Below are 14,600 nucleotides of genomic sequence, written 5' to 3'. Positions count from 1 at the left end.
TCGGCGGGTTAAAACGCACGGAAAAAGCGAAATTAACGCAACCCGGGGGCGATCTCCCGACTCGACCCCGTGGTGCCTATCCCCAGCCCAGGGCGACCGCCCCATGGTAGACCAGGAACGAGGCCAGGTAGGCCAGGGTGACCATGTAGGCGAACATCACGCCCATCCAGAGCCACGAGTTGGTCTCGCGCTTCACGACGCCCAGGGTTGCGGCGCACTGCGGGGCGAAGATGTACCAGGCCAGAAACGACAGGCCGGTGGCCAGGCTCCACTGCTCGGCCAGTCGCGCGCCCAGGGCGCCCACATTGGCTTCGGCGTCGCCGACCGCATAGACGGTGCCCAGAGCGGCAACGGCCACCTCACGGGCGGCGAAGCCGGGGATGAGCGCCACCACCATCTGCCAGTTGAACCCGATTGGCGCGAAGAGCGGCTGGATCGCGTGCCCGATCATGCCCGCGAAGCTGTAGTCGATGGCGGGCAGCGTGGCGTTCGCCGGTGGGCCGGGGAAGGTGGACAGAACCCACACCAGAACCATCAGCGGCAGGATGATGCGCCCGGCGCGGCTCAGGAAGATCTGCGCCCGCAGCAGCAGGTTGCGCGCCACGTTCTCGAATGAGGGCAGCTTGTAGGTGGGCAGCTCCATCAGGAACGGCTCGACCGCGCCGCGCCAGAACACCTTGCGGATCACGAACGAGACCGCCAGCGCCGAGAGGATGCCCGTGGCGTAGAGGCCAAACATCACCAGGCCCTGCAGGTTGAGGCCCGGTCCTACGGTTCGGTCGGGGATAAACGCCCCGATGATCAGGGTGTAGACCGGGATGCGCGCCGAGCAGGTCATCAGAGGCGCCACGAGGATCGTCGTCAGCCGGTCACGCTTCTGGTCGATGACACGGGCCGCCATGATCCCGGGGATCGCGCAGGCGAACGATGACAAGAGCGGGATGAACGCCCGACCGTGAAGTCCTGCGCCCCCCATGATCTTGTCCATCAGGAACGCGGCCCGCGCCATGTACCCGAAGTCCTCGAGCAGGATGATAAAGAGGAACAGCACCAGGATCTGCGGCAGGAACACCAGCACGCTGCCGACGCCGGCGAACAGGCCGTCGACGATCAGGCTCTCCAGCAGGCCGTCCGGCAGCAGGAGACCCACCTGCGTCCCCAGCCAGCCGACCCCGGCCTCGATCGCGTCGGCGGGCGGCCCGGCCCAGGTGAACACCGCCTGGAACATCAGGAACAGCAGTCCCAGCAGGATCGCCAGCCCGGCGACCGGGTGCAGAAGGACAGCATCGACGCGCCCCGTCATCGTGTCGGGACGCTCGGGCGGACGGACGTACGCCTTCAGGATGCGCTGCGCCTCGCGGTGAGCGTCGCGGATCTCGCCGGCCGATGGCTCGCGCCAGACGTTGTCGGTGGCCAGCTGGCCCGAGGCGATCAGGGCGTCGACCTTGGCGGTCAGCTCATCGATGCCGCGCTTGCGGGTGGCCACTGTGGTGACGATCGGGCAGCCCAGCTCGCGCTCCAGGCCCTCCAGGTCGATGCGCAGACCCTGGCGCTGGGCGATGTCGTACATGTTGAGCGCCAGCACCATCGGCCGGCCCACCGCCTTGAGCTCCAGGATCAGCCGCAGCACGAGGCGAAGATTGGTCGCGTCGGCCACCGCCAGCACCACGTCAGGCGCGACCTCGCCCTCCAGCCGGCCAAGCACCGCGTCACGTGTCACCACCTCGTCGGGGCTGCGCGCGCGCAGGGAATAGGTTCCGGGCAGGTCCAGGATCGAGAGATTGCGGCCGCCGGCCGTGGTGACGAAGCCTTCCTTCCGCTCGACGGTCACGCCGGCATAGTTGGCGACCTTCTGGCGGCCGCCGGTCAGGGCGTTGAAGAGGGCGGTCTTGCCGGTGTTGGGATTGCCGACCAGCGCCACGCGGGCAGGTCGCGCCACAGCTTCACTCATTTGTCTTGCAGCCGCACCCAGACGTCCGAAGCGTCGCGGCGACGCAGCGCCACGCGCATGTCGTCCAGCTTCACGGCGATGGGGTCCGCGCCGAACAAGCCCTGATGCAGGATCTCGAAGCGGGCGCCCTCGACGAAGCCGAACTCGAGCAGGCGGCGCTCCAGTTCATGGACATCGACCCCGCCATGGTCGTTGGCGTGGTCGGCGCGCACCTCGGCGATCACGCCCCGGTCGCCGGCCTGAGCCTGGCTGAGGCGGGAGAGCCCGTTCGCTTCCATCGTGGCGGCGTCAGCGACCTCGGCCAGCATCTCGTGCATCGAAGATTGATCCCTGCGCCCGCCGTCTTGCGAACGATTATCAGGTACGACCTCGACCGCCTCGGCGCAAGGCTCGCGTTGACGGACGCGATGCGGCGCCTATGTTCACCCGCCGCTGCCCCAGTGGCGAAATGGTAGACGCGGCAGACTCAAAACCGAGTAAAATCAACGCGATGCCAACAAAATGCTTGTAAAAACAATGATCTAACTATATGGTGAAGGTTCAGTTGGCTAGCGCACTCCAAGCGCACTAGCGCACTTTCCACCCTCACGGTGCAGGTCACCATGGACGCCACGAGACACTCGCTTCTCGACAACAAGGTTCAGCTTTTCCAGCGTCCGCGCAGTCCGTTTTGGCAAGCGTCCTGCACCTTCGGAAACAAGCAGCACAAGAAGTCCACTGGCGAGGAGAGCCTGGCGCGCGCCAAGGACGTTGCGCGCGACTGGTATCTTGAGCTTCTCGGCAAGTACCGAGGCGGTGACCTCAAGACCGGCACGACCTTCCGCAAGGCGGCCGATTACTTCCTCAAGGAGTATGAAGTCATCACTCAGGGCGAGCGCAATCCGCTCTATGTGGCGAGCCACGGCCTGAGGCTGCGGGTGCATCTGCTCCCGTTCTTCGGTGACACCATCGTCACCGAGATCACTCCAGGTATGGTCCAGGACTACCGCATCCATCGGATGACGTCTCGAAAGGACCCCGCCACTCAGACGATGTTGCTGGACGCGAATGGGCAGCCGGTGCGCGATCCGAAGACCGGGCGGATCATGAAGGATCCGAAGTCAGGATCGCCGAAGCGCCCAGGTCGGACAACGCTGCATCACGAGATCATCACTCTCCGGCATGTGCTGAAGACGGCCAACCGTCACGGTTGGCTGCCGTACCTTCCGGACCTCTCCGCGCCCTACAAGGCCTCGGGCAAGATCAGCCATCGCGCGTGGTTCTCGCCCGAGGAGTACAAGCGTCTCTACGAAGCGACGCGCGATCGCGCCAAGAACCCGAAGAAGGAGCGGTGGCGTGGGGCGTGCGAAGACCTGCACGACTATGTGCTGTTCATGGTCAACACCGGTTTGCGGCCAGACGAGGCCGCGCGCATCGAATTTCGAGACGTTGCCATCGTTACCGATGAAGCAACGGGCGAACGCATTCTCGAAATCGAGGTCCGGGGGAAACGCGGCGTGGGCTTCTGCAAGAGCATGCCCGGCGCAGTGCTGCCATTTCAGCGCATGGTCAAACGCCACAAGCTCCAGCCGAAAGACCGGGTGTTCGGTCTGCCGCAGCGCGAGCTCCTGAACACCATTCTGGACGAACTGGACCTGAAGTTTGACCGGGAGGGAAACCGCCGAACAGCGTACAGCCTCCGTCATACCTACATTTCCATGCGCCTTATGGAAGGCGCGGACATCTATCAGATCGCCAAAAACTGTCGAACCAGTGTTGAGATGATCGAGAAGTATTATGCTTCTCACATCAAGAACATGATCGACGCATCTGCTATCAATGTCAGGCGGGAAGCGCCGCGGGCTAAGCCGAAGTCAGCAATGCGAAAGCGTACGCGACTGAATTCTTGACGTTGCCATCGAAACCGGTTGGCTTCTGGAATCCGCCTCGCTATAGAACGGCTCGGGCCCCTGTGGTGGAATTGGTAGACGCGCCGGATTCAAAATCCGGTACCGCGAGGTGTGTCGGTTCGAGTCCGACCGGGGGCACCACCTTCAGCGAGGAACCGCGCGCTCGCTGCGCTCGCGAGTGCCGCCGACACCGGCGGCACGTTGGCCGAGGTATCCCTGACGGGAAACGGCCACGCGTTCGAGGGCTATCAAATCACGCTCCTCATCCCCACGTCGTGACACGACAATCCGGTCAATCGAAACGACACGCCTCGGGACGCTCACAGCGATGACCTGCCTGTTCTGCGATAACAAGCTCGATGCGGCGACTAAGCCGGAGCACGTGCTCCTCAATGCGCTGGGCGGCCGCAAGACCTCCAAGAAACTGATCTGCTCCGTCTGCAACAATGAGTTCGGAGGCTCCATCGACGCGGCTCTCGCGAACCAGGTCCCGCTGCTGCGAAACTTGCTTCAGCTCTACTCGGGCACGGGCAAGCCTCCGCCGACGATCAAGGGAGTGAAGGCCGGCGATGAAGTCGTCGATTTCCTCCCCAACGGCACTGCAGACAGCCGAGCGAGCCCGTTCCGCATCATTCGCGAAGATGAAGGAATACGGCTTGAGGTGGACGTTCGCTCACCGGAGCATCTGGCAGAAATGATCCCTCACATCGCGGCGCAGGTGAAAATGCCAGAGGATCGCGTGCGGCAGCTACTTCCCGACGGGGAAGCCCGAGCAATTCAACGGCGGGTCGGGTCGATGCACGGTCGCTTCTCCTTCGGAGGAGAACTCGCCATCCGATCGATGGTCAAAGCATGCCTGGAGATCACGGCGCTGGCCGTTGGCAACGACGTGACGCGAAGCACTCCCTTCGACCTTGCGCGCAGTTTCGTGAACGTCGGCAGCGAAACCTTCGTGCGCGAGAGAACCCATCTCGATGACCGCTTGCTGCCCAATGTCGCCCAGCTGATCGAGCTCTACGGCACCGCGTTCAATCTCGTATGCGTGCGTAGCGACGAGCACGGTCGGGTGCTGGGGCATTTCACGCTCTACAACATGTTGGCCTGGCAGGTGGTGCTCGCCGAGGAAGGTGGTCCGCCGAATTTGCAGCTCGCGCTGGTCTCCGATCCGATGAACCAGGCCAACTGGTCGGAAGAGCCGTCGGTCATCGATGACGTTTCCTGGGCATGGCTAGCGTCGCCCAGCCATGCCGATTTCGCGACGGTCATGCCCCAACGCGTCGGCGCGATCCTCAAGCTTGCGAACGACATCGGCACATCGAGAGCGATCGAACGGATCGTGGGCGACGTGTTCGAGCGGCACGGCGTTAGCGGAGATGTCGTCGTGGAAGATGAGGCCATGAAGGAAGCCATTCTTTCCGAGGCCATCCATCGCGCCGCCCATCTTTTGCTCAAGGTGCCGTTGGAACAGGTTGTCTCGCAGGACGAGCTGGCTCGCTGGCTCGCCAATCCGTCGGCTGACGAGAACGCCGGGTGACCCATACGACTTTTCAAGCGCTGATTGCCCGCCTGACCTAACGCGCTGACGGAGGCGTTGGAGGTCTGCTTGAAGCCGCGGGCTTGGCCGCTGTTCACTACCGCCTCCGGCGGATGCTCCAGACAAGCTTGGCGAGCGCTGCGAACATGGCGGCCAGAGATGCGATCAGGGTCGTGATGTCGGGGCATGTCATAAGTCCTCCTTCGTTGCCCGCGCGCGGCATGCGCGACGGATGAGGATTTCCTGCCGGCACTGAGCGGCCCCGGAGCGGACCGCACCCGGGGTGCGCCGCGCGTCGCGGGGCGGAGCTGCACAAGGACATTCTCGTCCGCGGAAGCGAGCCGTCTTGCAGGGGCTACCTGCCGGCTATCCTTCCTCACCCGTCGTCGCTGCTGCGTGGGCTGACGAAGGCGGCTGCGTGGCCTGCATGATGCTTATGACCCTCGCCCGGGCCTTGTCCTGAGCGGCCGGTCGCCAGGTGAGCCGATCGTCGAGGTGGAGGCGTCGCTTGGTGTCTCCACGAGCAGGCGTCTGGGCCTGACCGGCGGCTGGGTTGGTCAGAGGTCGTCTGACGTAGCGCTTAGCGAACCATCTCCACCGGCTTCCTGGTCCTGAGGTCTGGCGCCGGCCCGGCGCCGTTCAACCCGGCTTGCTTCCTGGCGTGCAGCTTCACCCCCTCCGGGCGCGGGGCGGGGTGTGACCGTCCCCTCGGCGGCCGTCGCCGTCTCCTCCCCACGAAGCGGCGGGATGGTCCCGCAGCGAAACGAAGGAGACGAACATGACCGACCAATCCACCAAAACCACCGGCCAGAAACCGACCCACCGCATCTACGTGGTGACCGGCGAAGGCGAGAAGTCCACCTGGACGCCGATCGCCGCGGCCTGGCCCCACAAGGACGGCAAGGGCTTCGCGATCAACTGCACCGCGATCCCCATCCAGGGCCGCATCGTCATGCGCGCGGTCAGCGAGCGCGACGAGCAGGCGGGAGGTCAGCAATGACTCCCGCCATCGCCACCCGCCAACGCATCCGGGATCTGAACGATGCGTTCCGCGCCGGGAACCTTCGCGTCCCCGGCCAGTGGTTCCTCACTTGTGGCGTGCAGGCGCAGGGGCCGGAGTTCATCCAGATGGCGTTGGCCGCGGTGCGGAGCTTCTCAGACTTCACCGAGGACAATGACCCTTACGGCGAGCACGATTTCGGCTCGATCAACCTCGCGGGGCAGAACCTGTTCTGGAAGATCGACGCCTACGACCGTGACATGGTCCACGGCTCGGAGGACCCTCGGACCCAACCGTCACCATGAGGGTGATGACCCTTATGCTGGCGTCGGAGTATTGACGCGGAACGGGGCGGCGAAGGCCGCCTCGATAAAGCCAAATTCACGCACAAATGCGCAACCGCAATTATACATCGACAGTGTCCTAGAAATGTTATAGTATTACAACAGTAATTATCGCTAATATGCAACTATATGCATGTGAATTACATATTTTGCCTATCGATATTAACTGTGGCGGGTTTCATGGGCGCGGGCAGCAGGGCTGCTGCATCTGGTCTTCCTTTGGTTCAATGTGAAAGCCTGACCGTTTGGAGCGCCGAGGTGCGCGCTCGCCCTGATCCGCGAGGTCGCTCTGCTGCTTTCAAGGATCCGCCCAGCGGCGAACGCGACTTACGACTTGTGGAGGTGGAGGGGCCCACGATGGGCCTCATGGACAACTGGGAGGGCATGGAAACCAAGCTTGGCTGCCAAAGCGGCTACCCGGTGGCGCGGGTCTATATTGTCAGAAGCTCCGAGTACAAAGGCTTTCAGGCCAACTCTCTGTTGTGGCAGCCGATACTGCGTCTCACCGTAGAACTGCCGCAGGGTGCGATCAAAGCTCGCGTAGGGACCGAGTGGCACTTGCGCGACGACAAAGGCAAGGAACTGACCGTAGATTTGCACGAGCCCTCTCAGAAATTTCCCTTGCGACGAGTCTTGGTTGTGAGGGCGAAATAGACGCTAAACCGGCGCTGCCGCGCGCGCCGTAGGAACAATCCTACTGCCCCGAAGCCACTCACAGCGGTCACCCAGGCTAGGGGCTCGGGTACCGCCGAAGTGTCCAGCAGGAAGGCGCCACCGGTGCCGCTTCCCGGGTCCGCTTCCAGCAACCCTCGGAGCTGCCATGCCCCGCCACCCACAGTGCCGTTGTAGTTTGAGGCCCATCGAAATTCACTAAACGTATCATAGTGTCCATTGGGTTTAACTCCGACGAATTTAGTGGTGAACTCCATGTATTCACCCGCAGCAGCTGTTTGGCCCCCGCACTTTGAATCTATGATGTCTTGATGGATGCTGCCAAATAGGCAGGGGTTTGATGGGCGGTCTTCAAAAAATATACTCGGACCCTGCGACTGATTATTGACGAAATCCTGATAGTAATATCGAGGGTATGGATCGTAGACTGGGGTGTCATATGTCCATCCGCCTGGGTACGGATCCTTGATGGGATCAATTCCGTTGGTGCATACCATAGTATCAGGTGAGCGATTCCCGCGAAAAGGACTCGGGCAAGGCAAATTATCTATGACTTGAAGCCAATTGAAACCGGTATATCCACCCAGCTTTGCGATGTCTATCACTCTACGGCCGTAGGGTGAATTGTACTCGGCGTAAATTCGAGTCGGGTCTTCGCGGTCAATGTTCACGCTAAAGTAATCAGAAACAAGAAACTCGACGAACGAATCTGACGTTCTTGAAATCGGGAGACGTACGAACTCGTCGTCCGGATTCAATCTTAGCGACATGAATCCCTCGACGAGAAAATCTTTCTCGGGACTAGTGTCTATATGTATGTGATCTGACTTTACGACAAATCCTTGGCGATCGGAGCGGATAGTTAATTGACCGAATTCATCCGTAACTAACGTGTTTCTATAGTCAATGGCGGATAGTGATGTTACCGAGTAGGTCGTGATTCGATATGAATTCGATATCTCCGTCGCGTCCACCACCGTGTCGTCGACAATCTCTCCGAGGACGTAGGAGCTTATGCTCCCATAAGCATCAGAGGCATAAAACTGTCTTTGGGCCAGTACGCTTGTTGGGGTGAGCCCTAGGATCGATATGATCGCGCATGACCAGAGATGTTTCCATTGCGGCTTGTGCATGGCTAGCTCCGTCGGCTGCGTTATCAATTTCGCGGGCCAACATGACCAGCGCAAGCCGCCTCGGAAGAACGTTTTTGTTACATGTGGGTCGCTGGCACCGGATTCTGGAGCCGAGGTAGGTGTAAAAGCATCGATGCCTGCTCCATGAGTTCCCCACCGGAGGGAGTTTTAACGAAATCTTAACTATGACATACTATCTTTAGTTGTATAATAACTCACCAGGATTAGTCTATAGCGCCCGAAATGACAGTTGAGGGTCGGCCGGCGAAGCCGGGCGACCCGGAGGCTAGCCTCCGCGAAAATCTCGCGGCGCAGGTATCGGCCGCTCAGAGCGAGCTTTCCGCCAATCTCATCGAGCTTCGCAGCCAGGGAGGTGACCCCGCGCTGATCGGCCAGGCCGACGCGCAGCTTGGCGCGCTGCTCGCCCTCAAGTCTCAGATCGAACGCGCCGGCTCCGGTGCGCTCGCGACCATGGGCACCAGGGTCGCCGCCTGTGTCGCCACCGCAACCACGCTCGCGCAGCATGCCCAGGCGGCCAGCTCCGGAGTCGCCGCACGCGCCGCCACCGAACTAGGGTCCGCCAGCGAGGCCGCACGCGCGAAGGTGACCAGCTTCGTCACCGACTTCTACGAGCGGAAGATCTTCGACCCCTACCTCGAGTTCTCGTCGGAGGCGGAGAAGGAAGCCTACCGTGAGCGCGAGGCCGCGCGACGCAAGGCCATCGAGGAGGCGCAGGCGCTGCGCACGCCGCAGGGCGACCTGCGCGCAGCCAACCTTGCGATCGAGCAGTTGGAAGATGCCGGAACGCACGGCGCCGATCGAAGTCCCGAGTACGGTTCGATGCTGAATGGGATGAAGCAATCCCGGCAGTCTCTCGCCGCGCAGTTGCAGCAGCACTCGCAGTCTCGCGGAGAGCCGGCGCCACACAGTGAGGCGGATCCAATTGGCGCGGACGCACCGAAGGGGTCAGCTGTTGGCTTCCCGCCGGATGTCATCGCCGCGCTGGGTCGTGTTCAGGTAGCGGAGGCGCTGCATGCCGATCATGGCCTCGCTCCTTCCCGGTCACCAGGACCCGCACCGACACGCGCGATCTGACGGCGCTTACATCAGCCCGATGGCGCGGCAGGTGGCGGCAGCATTTCGGTTGTAGGTCGCATCTGCGACCAGTTTCGGGAGCTCGCGCGTCTGCGCGAGTCCAAAGTCCTGGTTGATCCGACTTCCAGAGTAGCCCAGCACCTCGCCCAGCCGTGATGCGGTGTCGAACGACCTGCGGGCCGCTTGCTCGTATCGCGCAGCGGCCGCTCGATCACCGGCGTCCTCGCGTTCACCAGAGGCGGCACCGGCGGTCACAAAGCACTTCATCGCGGCTTCGTAGGCCATGCGGTTGGCGCGTTGCACGGCTGCATCGCGGGTCTGTGCCGCCGCTGCGCCTGCATTGGTCGCCAAGAACATCGCGATGACTGCGATGAGATGCATCCGCATGGTAAAATCGCCTCATGCCTTAGAATAGACACGCGCAAAATGTAACCGAATGCGGAGTTCTGTTGCGTCGAACGCCTTGATTGATCGAATCTATGTTCGCTTTGAACATGGAAGAACAGTCTTTCGTCACGCCACCAATTCGCACCTGCAGCGCCCTGGTTTCTGCGCCTGCGCGCGCGATACGGCCTTGCACCACTTCTCCGCATTCTGTTGCAGCGGGAGGAGCGCGATGACCCGCCCTGCAAACGGGGTCGAGGCGCTCTACGACGCAGGCGGCAGCCGCAAATATCTCTGTGCGAGCGAGCGGCAACGCTTCCTGAAGGCCGCGGCGCGCGAGCCTCTGACGGTGCGGGCGTTTGCGGAGCTGCTGGCCTTCACCGGGTGCCGGATCAGCGAGGCGCTGTCCGTCACCCGCGCCAGCCTCGACGCAGAGACCAACCGGGTGATCTTGCGCACACTCAAGCGGCGCAAGCGGGTGTTTCGCGCGGTGCCGGTCCCGGTGGAGTTGATGGCGCGGCTTGAGGAGATCGCACGCGAGAGGGATCTCGACGCGCCGCTATGGACCTGGTGCCGCCAGACCGGCTGGCGGACGGTGAAGCGGTTGATGTGCGAGGCCGGCGTGTGCGGAACGCAGGCGACCGCCAAGGGCCTGCGCCATGGCTTCGGTATCGCCAATGCCGAGCACAATGTGCCCCCGGCGCTCACCCAGCGCTGGATGGGCCATGCGCGGCTTGAGACCACGGCGATCTACCAGCACGTTCTCGGCCCCGAAGAGCGGGCCTTTGCGCAGCGGTTGTGGTGAGTCCTACGACGGCCGCCGCCAGACGCCGACTTTGATGCAGCGCTGAATCCAGCCGCCGATGTCCATGGCGGCCCAGCCGAAGCCGACCGTACCGAGCAATCCAAGGATGAGCTCGTCGTCTACATGAACCGCGTCAGCCAGCAATGCGACCGTCACGCCAGCAAGGAATATCCAAGCGCCGAAGCTTGGCGGTTTCATCTCCGCGTTCCACATCTCCGAACGCTTCCTACGTTTGCTGATGCTTGCGGTGCGCCGCCCAGGCGATCAGCGTGTTGCTGGGCACGAAGCCGTCGAACTGCTCGGTGACGTCGGCCGTCTCCCAGATGGAGAGCAGGCCGAGCGGCCCCCACAGCAGGAACATGATCAGGGCGCTGCCGACATCGGTGAGGATGCTGACGCCCAGCATCAGCCGGCCGAAGGTCATGTCGAACAGATCGGCAAGCACGCAGATCGTGAACTTTGCCCAGATGGGCAGCGGGATTCCCTCGAACATCTTCGTCCCCCCTTCTCGCGCTAGCGGTCGATGCCGTGGTCCGGGTCAGCGTCGCCGCCCGGTGGGCGTGGCGCCCATTGTTCGTCGAATGTGGTCCTGGGCGCGTCGGGCGCGTGAGCGCGTGCCTCGGCGTCGTGCTCGGTCACCCAGCCGAGCGCGACGTCGGGGCTTCGCGGCGCGGCACTGCGCCTGCCAAACCAGGCCTCGTCGATCAGCTTGGCGCGGACGTCTTCAATTGCCTCGCGCCCCTGACCGAACAGGAACTCGCCGAGATCGAACCTGCGTTTCACGCCCGCCTCCCTGGCCGTGGAGTGAGGTAATCGCGCTGGAGTGTTTAGGCATAGCAAAGACTCCTCTAGGTTGAATCGACTCCGCGCCGTCCTTCTCACGCGCCAAGCTTGGGATGGGTGGGGGAACGTCATGAGCTTCATCAGCGATCTGGACACGCCGCTGCTTCAGCTGAGCGCCAGTGATCACTTCACGCTACGCGATGCAGTCCAGGGCGTGCATGTGTTCGGCGGCATCGGGTCCGGTAAGACCTCGGGTAGCGGCGTGGCGCTGGCCTCGGCCTATCTTCGCGCCGGCATGGGCGGCCTGGTGCTCTGCGCCAAGCCCGACGAGGTGGAGCGGTGGGTTGGGTATGCGCAGGCCAACGGCCGCGCCAACTCGGTGGTCGTGTTCGGCGCGCAAGAAGGCTTCAACTTCATCACCTACGAGCTCGCCCGCCAGGGCGCCGCCGGCATGGGCAGCGTCATCGAATGCCTGATGCGCATCCTGGAAGCCGCGCGGCTCTCCAACCCCAATGCGGGTTCGCAGGGCGAAGCCTTCTGGGAAGACGCCACCCGTCAGCTCCTGCGCAACACCGTGCCCGTGCTCTATGCGGCGACCGGCACGGTCAGCATCCCGGACATCATCCGCTTCGTCGGTGCCGCACCCAAATCGCTGGAGCAGCTCAAGGACCCGGACTGGCAGTCCTCATCCTTCATGTTCCAGGCGCTGTCAGCGGCGCGTCGTGGCGTCGTCTCGCCCATGGCTGAGGACGACTTCCAGAAGACCGCCGCGTACTGGCACGACGAGTACGCTCAGCTCGACAACCGCACGCGCGGCAACATCGCGATCTCGCTCTCGACCACGCTCGACCGCTTCAATCGCGGTCGGCTGCACGACGTGTTCTGCACCCGCACCAACGTGGTGCCGGAGCTCACCTTCCACGGCGCGATCATCGTCATGGACATGTCGGCGCTGACCTGGAACGAGGACGGCATCATCGCCCAGCAGCTCTTCAAGTACATGTGGCAGCGTGCGGTGTTGGCCCGCAACGGGCTCGACCCTCAGCACCGTCAGAGGCCGGTGTTCCTGTTCGCTGACGAGGCGCACTACTTCGTCAACTCGTTCGATGCCGACTTTCAGTCGACCTGCCGTTCGTCGCTGGCGTGTACGGTGTTCCTCAGCCAGTCGCTGCCCACCTACTACGCCCGTATGGGCGGGCAGAACGGTAAGCCGCGCGCCGACATGCTGCTCGCGAATTTCCTCACTAAGGTCTTCCACAACAACGCCGACCCCGAGACCAACCGCTTCGCGGCTGAGACGATCGGCCGCTCGCTGCAACGGCGGGCGAGCTACAGCGAAGGCGAGTCGCAGGGCTATTCGCGCGGCATGAACAGCGGCGCGGGCAGCAACCGCGGCGGCAGCTCGGGGAGCAGCTGGTCGAGCGCCGCCAATGGGCAGGGGAGTAGTGGCGGCCACAGCGGATCGAGCTGGGGTTCGAACGAGAGCTGGGGCCGCAATCGTGGCGTGAACAGCGGAAGCACCTACAGCGACGGCTACAGCGAGGCCATGGATTACGAGATCGAACCCGGAGACTTCGGGCGCATCCTTCGCACCGGCGGGGCCGCCAACGCGGGCAACGTCACCGGCGTGTGGTTTCAGGCGGGGCGGCGCTTCAAGGACAGCGATCGCAACTACCTGCTGGCCAGGTTCACGCAGTCATGAGCCGCCCCAGCCTTCTCACCTACCTGGTCGGCAACATCGCGAGTCTGGTCGCCGTGTTCTGCTTGATGCTGTGGTCGATCTACGCGGCCTTCACCGGTCAGGTCGGATGGTGGATCGCGCTCGCCGCGATCGTCGTCACCAGCATGAGCGTCAACGCCGGCAATCGCCTCACCGAGTACCGCAACTGGAAGCGCGATTGGGATGCCATGTCCGGCGCGTCGCCGAGGCAGCAGCTGCGCATCCCGGCATGGCGGCAGATGCTTGGCGCGACGATCCTCGGTGTCGGCGCGTGGGGCGCGCTCAAGTACGGCGCGCAGCCGGGGATGGAGATCCCCGCCCTGCTGTTCTGGATAGGCTTGGCACTGTTGCTCGGGCGTTGGGTGTTCATGGCCGCGTGGCGCAAGCGGGCGAACGCCAAGGCCGTGGCGGCGCGAGACGCGCCCGTAACCGTGGTGCTGCCGATACCGCGCCAGTCACCCGATGCCGTAGCGGCGATCGCGGCGCTGCCGTGGTACTGCGAGCGGCTGCTCAAATAAAAGGGGCTGCGCCTGGCCAGGGCGCAGCCCAGTCGTAGACTCCATCATGCGTCAGTGACGGTGGCCCGGTGGCGAGAAGAGGCGAATGATCGCTCGGATCATCTCTTCGACCGACGTCCCGGCGTCCGACGCAAGAAACACACGCGCCGCAGAACGTCCGATGATGTAGGTCATGCCAGCGTTGGTTCCAGCGTTGCAGATCATCGCCGGAATGGTCCCGACACCGGTGTAGGCGAGCCAAGTGTTGGCCACCTTCACTCCAGCAGCAAGGCCACCGATCCCGACGATAACGCCGGTGGCGACCTTGAGGCAGGTGTCCTTGTTCATCGAATGCCCGGCTTGACTGCCGAGCTTCACGAACATGCCCGCCCACGCTGCGGTGATGACCGCAACATCGGCATGAGCCGTGAAGGCGCCGAACAGGCCAACAACACCAAGGCCGCCTGCGGCGACCACGATGGTGGTGTGCATGTTGTCCGGGATGGGGTCTCGCCAGCTTCCGGCAGAACTTAGGGTCGACATCGAATTTGGTCTCCGCGAGGGCCGGAGCACGGCGGGGCCGGTTCGGGCACAAGGCAGCGTCTACCGCCCCCTCATGCGAAACCGTGGCACGGCCTTGCAGGCCAATCAACATCAAATCATGTTGCACAAACGATGTGATCTAGCGGTGCTGGGACGGATCCGACCTGCGGCGTTGAAGTAGGCCAGCGAGACGACCTGCTTCTCGTGCGCTCAGAGTGCCAAAGGCCGGGCGCTCACCGGCCTTTAGCTC

At 63.1% G+C, this 14,600-nt stretch carries 17 protein-coding genes and 1 tRNA gene; 10 read left to right on the top strand and 8 right to left on the bottom strand.

Annotation, left to right across the window (positions count from 1 at the left end):
• Window positions 1–76: 76 nt before the first annotated feature.
• Together EPN98_RS14145 and EPN98_RS14140 are read right to left on the bottom strand one after the other, a co-directional pair.
• Entirely contained in the window at window positions 77–1,951 is a 1,875-nt protein-coding gene (locus tag EPN98_RS14145; protein ID WP_293363469.1) for a ferrous iron transporter B, read from the bottom strand.
• Window positions 1,948–2,268: a FeoA family protein gene (locus EPN98_RS14140; protein WP_293363468.1), complete on the bottom strand. Its 321-nt coding sequence runs from the start codon at window positions 2,266–2,268 to the stop codon at window positions 1,948–1,950. The genes EPN98_RS14145 and EPN98_RS14140 overlap by 4 nt, the downstream gene beginning before the upstream one ends.
• A gap of 285 nt (window positions 2,269–2,553) precedes the next feature.
• Between EPN98_RS14140 and EPN98_RS14135 the strand changes: the two genes are divergently transcribed.
• From EPN98_RS14135 to EPN98_RS14110, 6 genes are all read left to right on the top strand, one after another.
• Window positions 2,554–3,840, top strand: coding sequence for a site-specific integrase (locus EPN98_RS14135; RefSeq protein WP_293363466.1), 1,287 nt, complete (start codon window positions 2,554–2,556; stop codon window positions 3,838–3,840).
• Between the two features lie 56 nt (window positions 3,841–3,896).
• Window positions 3,897–3,981 (top strand) — tRNA-Leu (locus EPN98_RS14130).
• A gap of 187 nt (window positions 3,982–4,168) precedes the next feature.
• Window positions 4,169–5,374, top strand: a complete 1,206-nt coding sequence (locus tag EPN98_RS14125; protein ID WP_293363465.1) for an HNH endonuclease — start codon at window positions 4,169–4,171, stop codon at window positions 5,372–5,374.
• A 778-nt stretch (window positions 5,375–6,152) separates the two neighbouring features.
• Complete coding sequence (locus tag EPN98_RS14120; protein ID WP_293363463.1) at window positions 6,153–6,374, top strand: hypothetical protein; 222 nt, start codon at window positions 6,153–6,155, stop codon at window positions 6,372–6,374.
• Window positions 6,371–6,679: a DUF3768 domain-containing protein gene (locus EPN98_RS14115; RefSeq protein WP_293363462.1), complete on the top strand. Its 309-nt coding sequence runs from the start codon at window positions 6,371–6,373 to the stop codon at window positions 6,677–6,679. The genes EPN98_RS14120 and EPN98_RS14115 overlap by 4 nt, the downstream gene beginning before the upstream one ends.
• A 219-nt stretch (window positions 6,680–6,898) precedes the next feature.
• Complete coding sequence (locus tag EPN98_RS14110) at window positions 6,899–7,372, top strand: hypothetical protein (protein WP_293363461.1); 474 nt, start codon at window positions 6,899–6,901, stop codon at window positions 7,370–7,372.
• On the opposite strand, the gene EPN98_RS14105 is transcribed toward EPN98_RS14110, so the two are convergent.
• Window positions 7,327–8,523, bottom strand: coding sequence for a hypothetical protein (locus tag EPN98_RS14105; RefSeq protein WP_293363460.1), 1,197 nt, complete (start codon window positions 8,521–8,523; stop codon window positions 7,327–7,329). The two genes, EPN98_RS14110 and EPN98_RS14105, sit on opposite strands and share 46 nt — an antisense overlap.
• 243 nt (window positions 8,524–8,766) lie before the next feature.
• Here EPN98_RS14105 and EPN98_RS14100 point away from each other — a divergent pair, with 243 nt between their 5' ends.
• The gene (locus EPN98_RS14100) at window positions 8,767–9,618 is read left to right on the top strand and encodes a hypothetical protein (RefSeq protein ID WP_293363459.1); all 852 of its coding nucleotides are present in this window, start codon (window positions 8,767–8,769) and stop codon (window positions 9,616–9,618) included.
• Between the two features lie 6 nt (window positions 9,619–9,624).
• On the opposite strand, the gene EPN98_RS14095 is transcribed toward EPN98_RS14100, so the two are convergent.
• The gene (locus tag EPN98_RS14095; RefSeq protein ID WP_293363458.1) at window positions 9,625–10,005 is read right to left on the bottom strand and encodes a hypothetical protein; all 381 of its coding nucleotides are present in this window, start codon (window positions 10,003–10,005) and stop codon (window positions 9,625–9,627) included.
• A 49-nt stretch (window positions 10,006–10,054) separates the two neighbouring features.
• Here EPN98_RS14095 and EPN98_RS14090 point away from each other — a divergent pair, with 49 nt between their 5' ends.
• Window positions 10,055–10,807 carry a tyrosine-type recombinase/integrase gene (locus EPN98_RS14090; RefSeq protein ID WP_293363457.1) on the top strand — a complete coding sequence of 251 codons (753 nt, stop codon included), beginning with the start codon at window positions 10,055–10,057 and terminating at the stop codon, window positions 10,805–10,807.
• Window positions 10,808–10,810: 3 nt separating this feature from the next.
• On the opposite strand, the gene EPN98_RS14085 is transcribed toward EPN98_RS14090, so the two are convergent.
• The 3 genes from EPN98_RS14085 to EPN98_RS14075 are packed head-to-tail and all read right to left on the bottom strand — an operon-like array spanning window position 10,811 to window position 11,590.
• Complete coding sequence (locus tag EPN98_RS14085; protein ID WP_293363455.1) at window positions 10,811–11,005, bottom strand: hypothetical protein; 195 nt, start codon at window positions 11,003–11,005, stop codon at window positions 10,811–10,813.
• Window positions 11,006–11,033: 28 nt separating this feature from the next.
• The gene (locus tag EPN98_RS14080; protein WP_293363453.1) at window positions 11,034–11,300 is read right to left on the bottom strand and encodes a hypothetical protein; all 267 of its coding nucleotides are present in this window, start codon (window positions 11,298–11,300) and stop codon (window positions 11,034–11,036) included.
• A 20-nt stretch (window positions 11,301–11,320) separates the two neighbouring features.
• Entirely contained in the window at window positions 11,321–11,590 is a 270-nt protein-coding gene (locus EPN98_RS14075) for a hypothetical protein (RefSeq protein WP_293363452.1), read from the bottom strand.
• 130 nt (window positions 11,591–11,720) lie between these two features.
• Here EPN98_RS14075 and EPN98_RS14070 point away from each other — a divergent pair, with 130 nt between their 5' ends.
• Together EPN98_RS14070 and EPN98_RS14065 are read left to right on the top strand one after the other, a co-directional pair.
• On the top strand, window positions 11,721–13,292 hold the full coding sequence (locus tag EPN98_RS14070) for a hypothetical protein (RefSeq protein ID WP_293363451.1): 1,572 nt from the start codon (window positions 11,721–11,723) through the stop codon (window positions 13,290–13,292).
• A complete protein-coding gene (locus EPN98_RS14065; RefSeq protein ID WP_293363450.1) occupies window positions 13,289–13,828 on the top strand; it encodes a hypothetical protein in 540 nt (179 codons plus the stop codon). The genes EPN98_RS14070 and EPN98_RS14065 overlap by 4 nt, the downstream gene beginning before the upstream one ends.
• A gap of 51 nt (window positions 13,829–13,879) precedes the next feature.
• On the opposite strand, the gene EPN98_RS14060 is transcribed toward EPN98_RS14065, so the two are convergent.
• Entirely contained in the window at window positions 13,880–14,299 is a 420-nt protein-coding gene (locus tag EPN98_RS14060; RefSeq protein ID WP_293363448.1) for a hypothetical protein, read from the bottom strand.
• Window positions 14,300–14,600 lie beyond the last annotated feature (301 nt).

Source organism: Phenylobacterium sp., from assembly GCF_004299445.1.
Classification (GTDB): domain Bacteria; phylum Pseudomonadota; class Alphaproteobacteria; order Caulobacterales; family Caulobacteraceae; genus Phenylobacterium.
The sequence above is the reverse complement of the archived record's forward strand: the minus strand, read 5'-3'. Positions and strand labels throughout refer to the sequence as shown.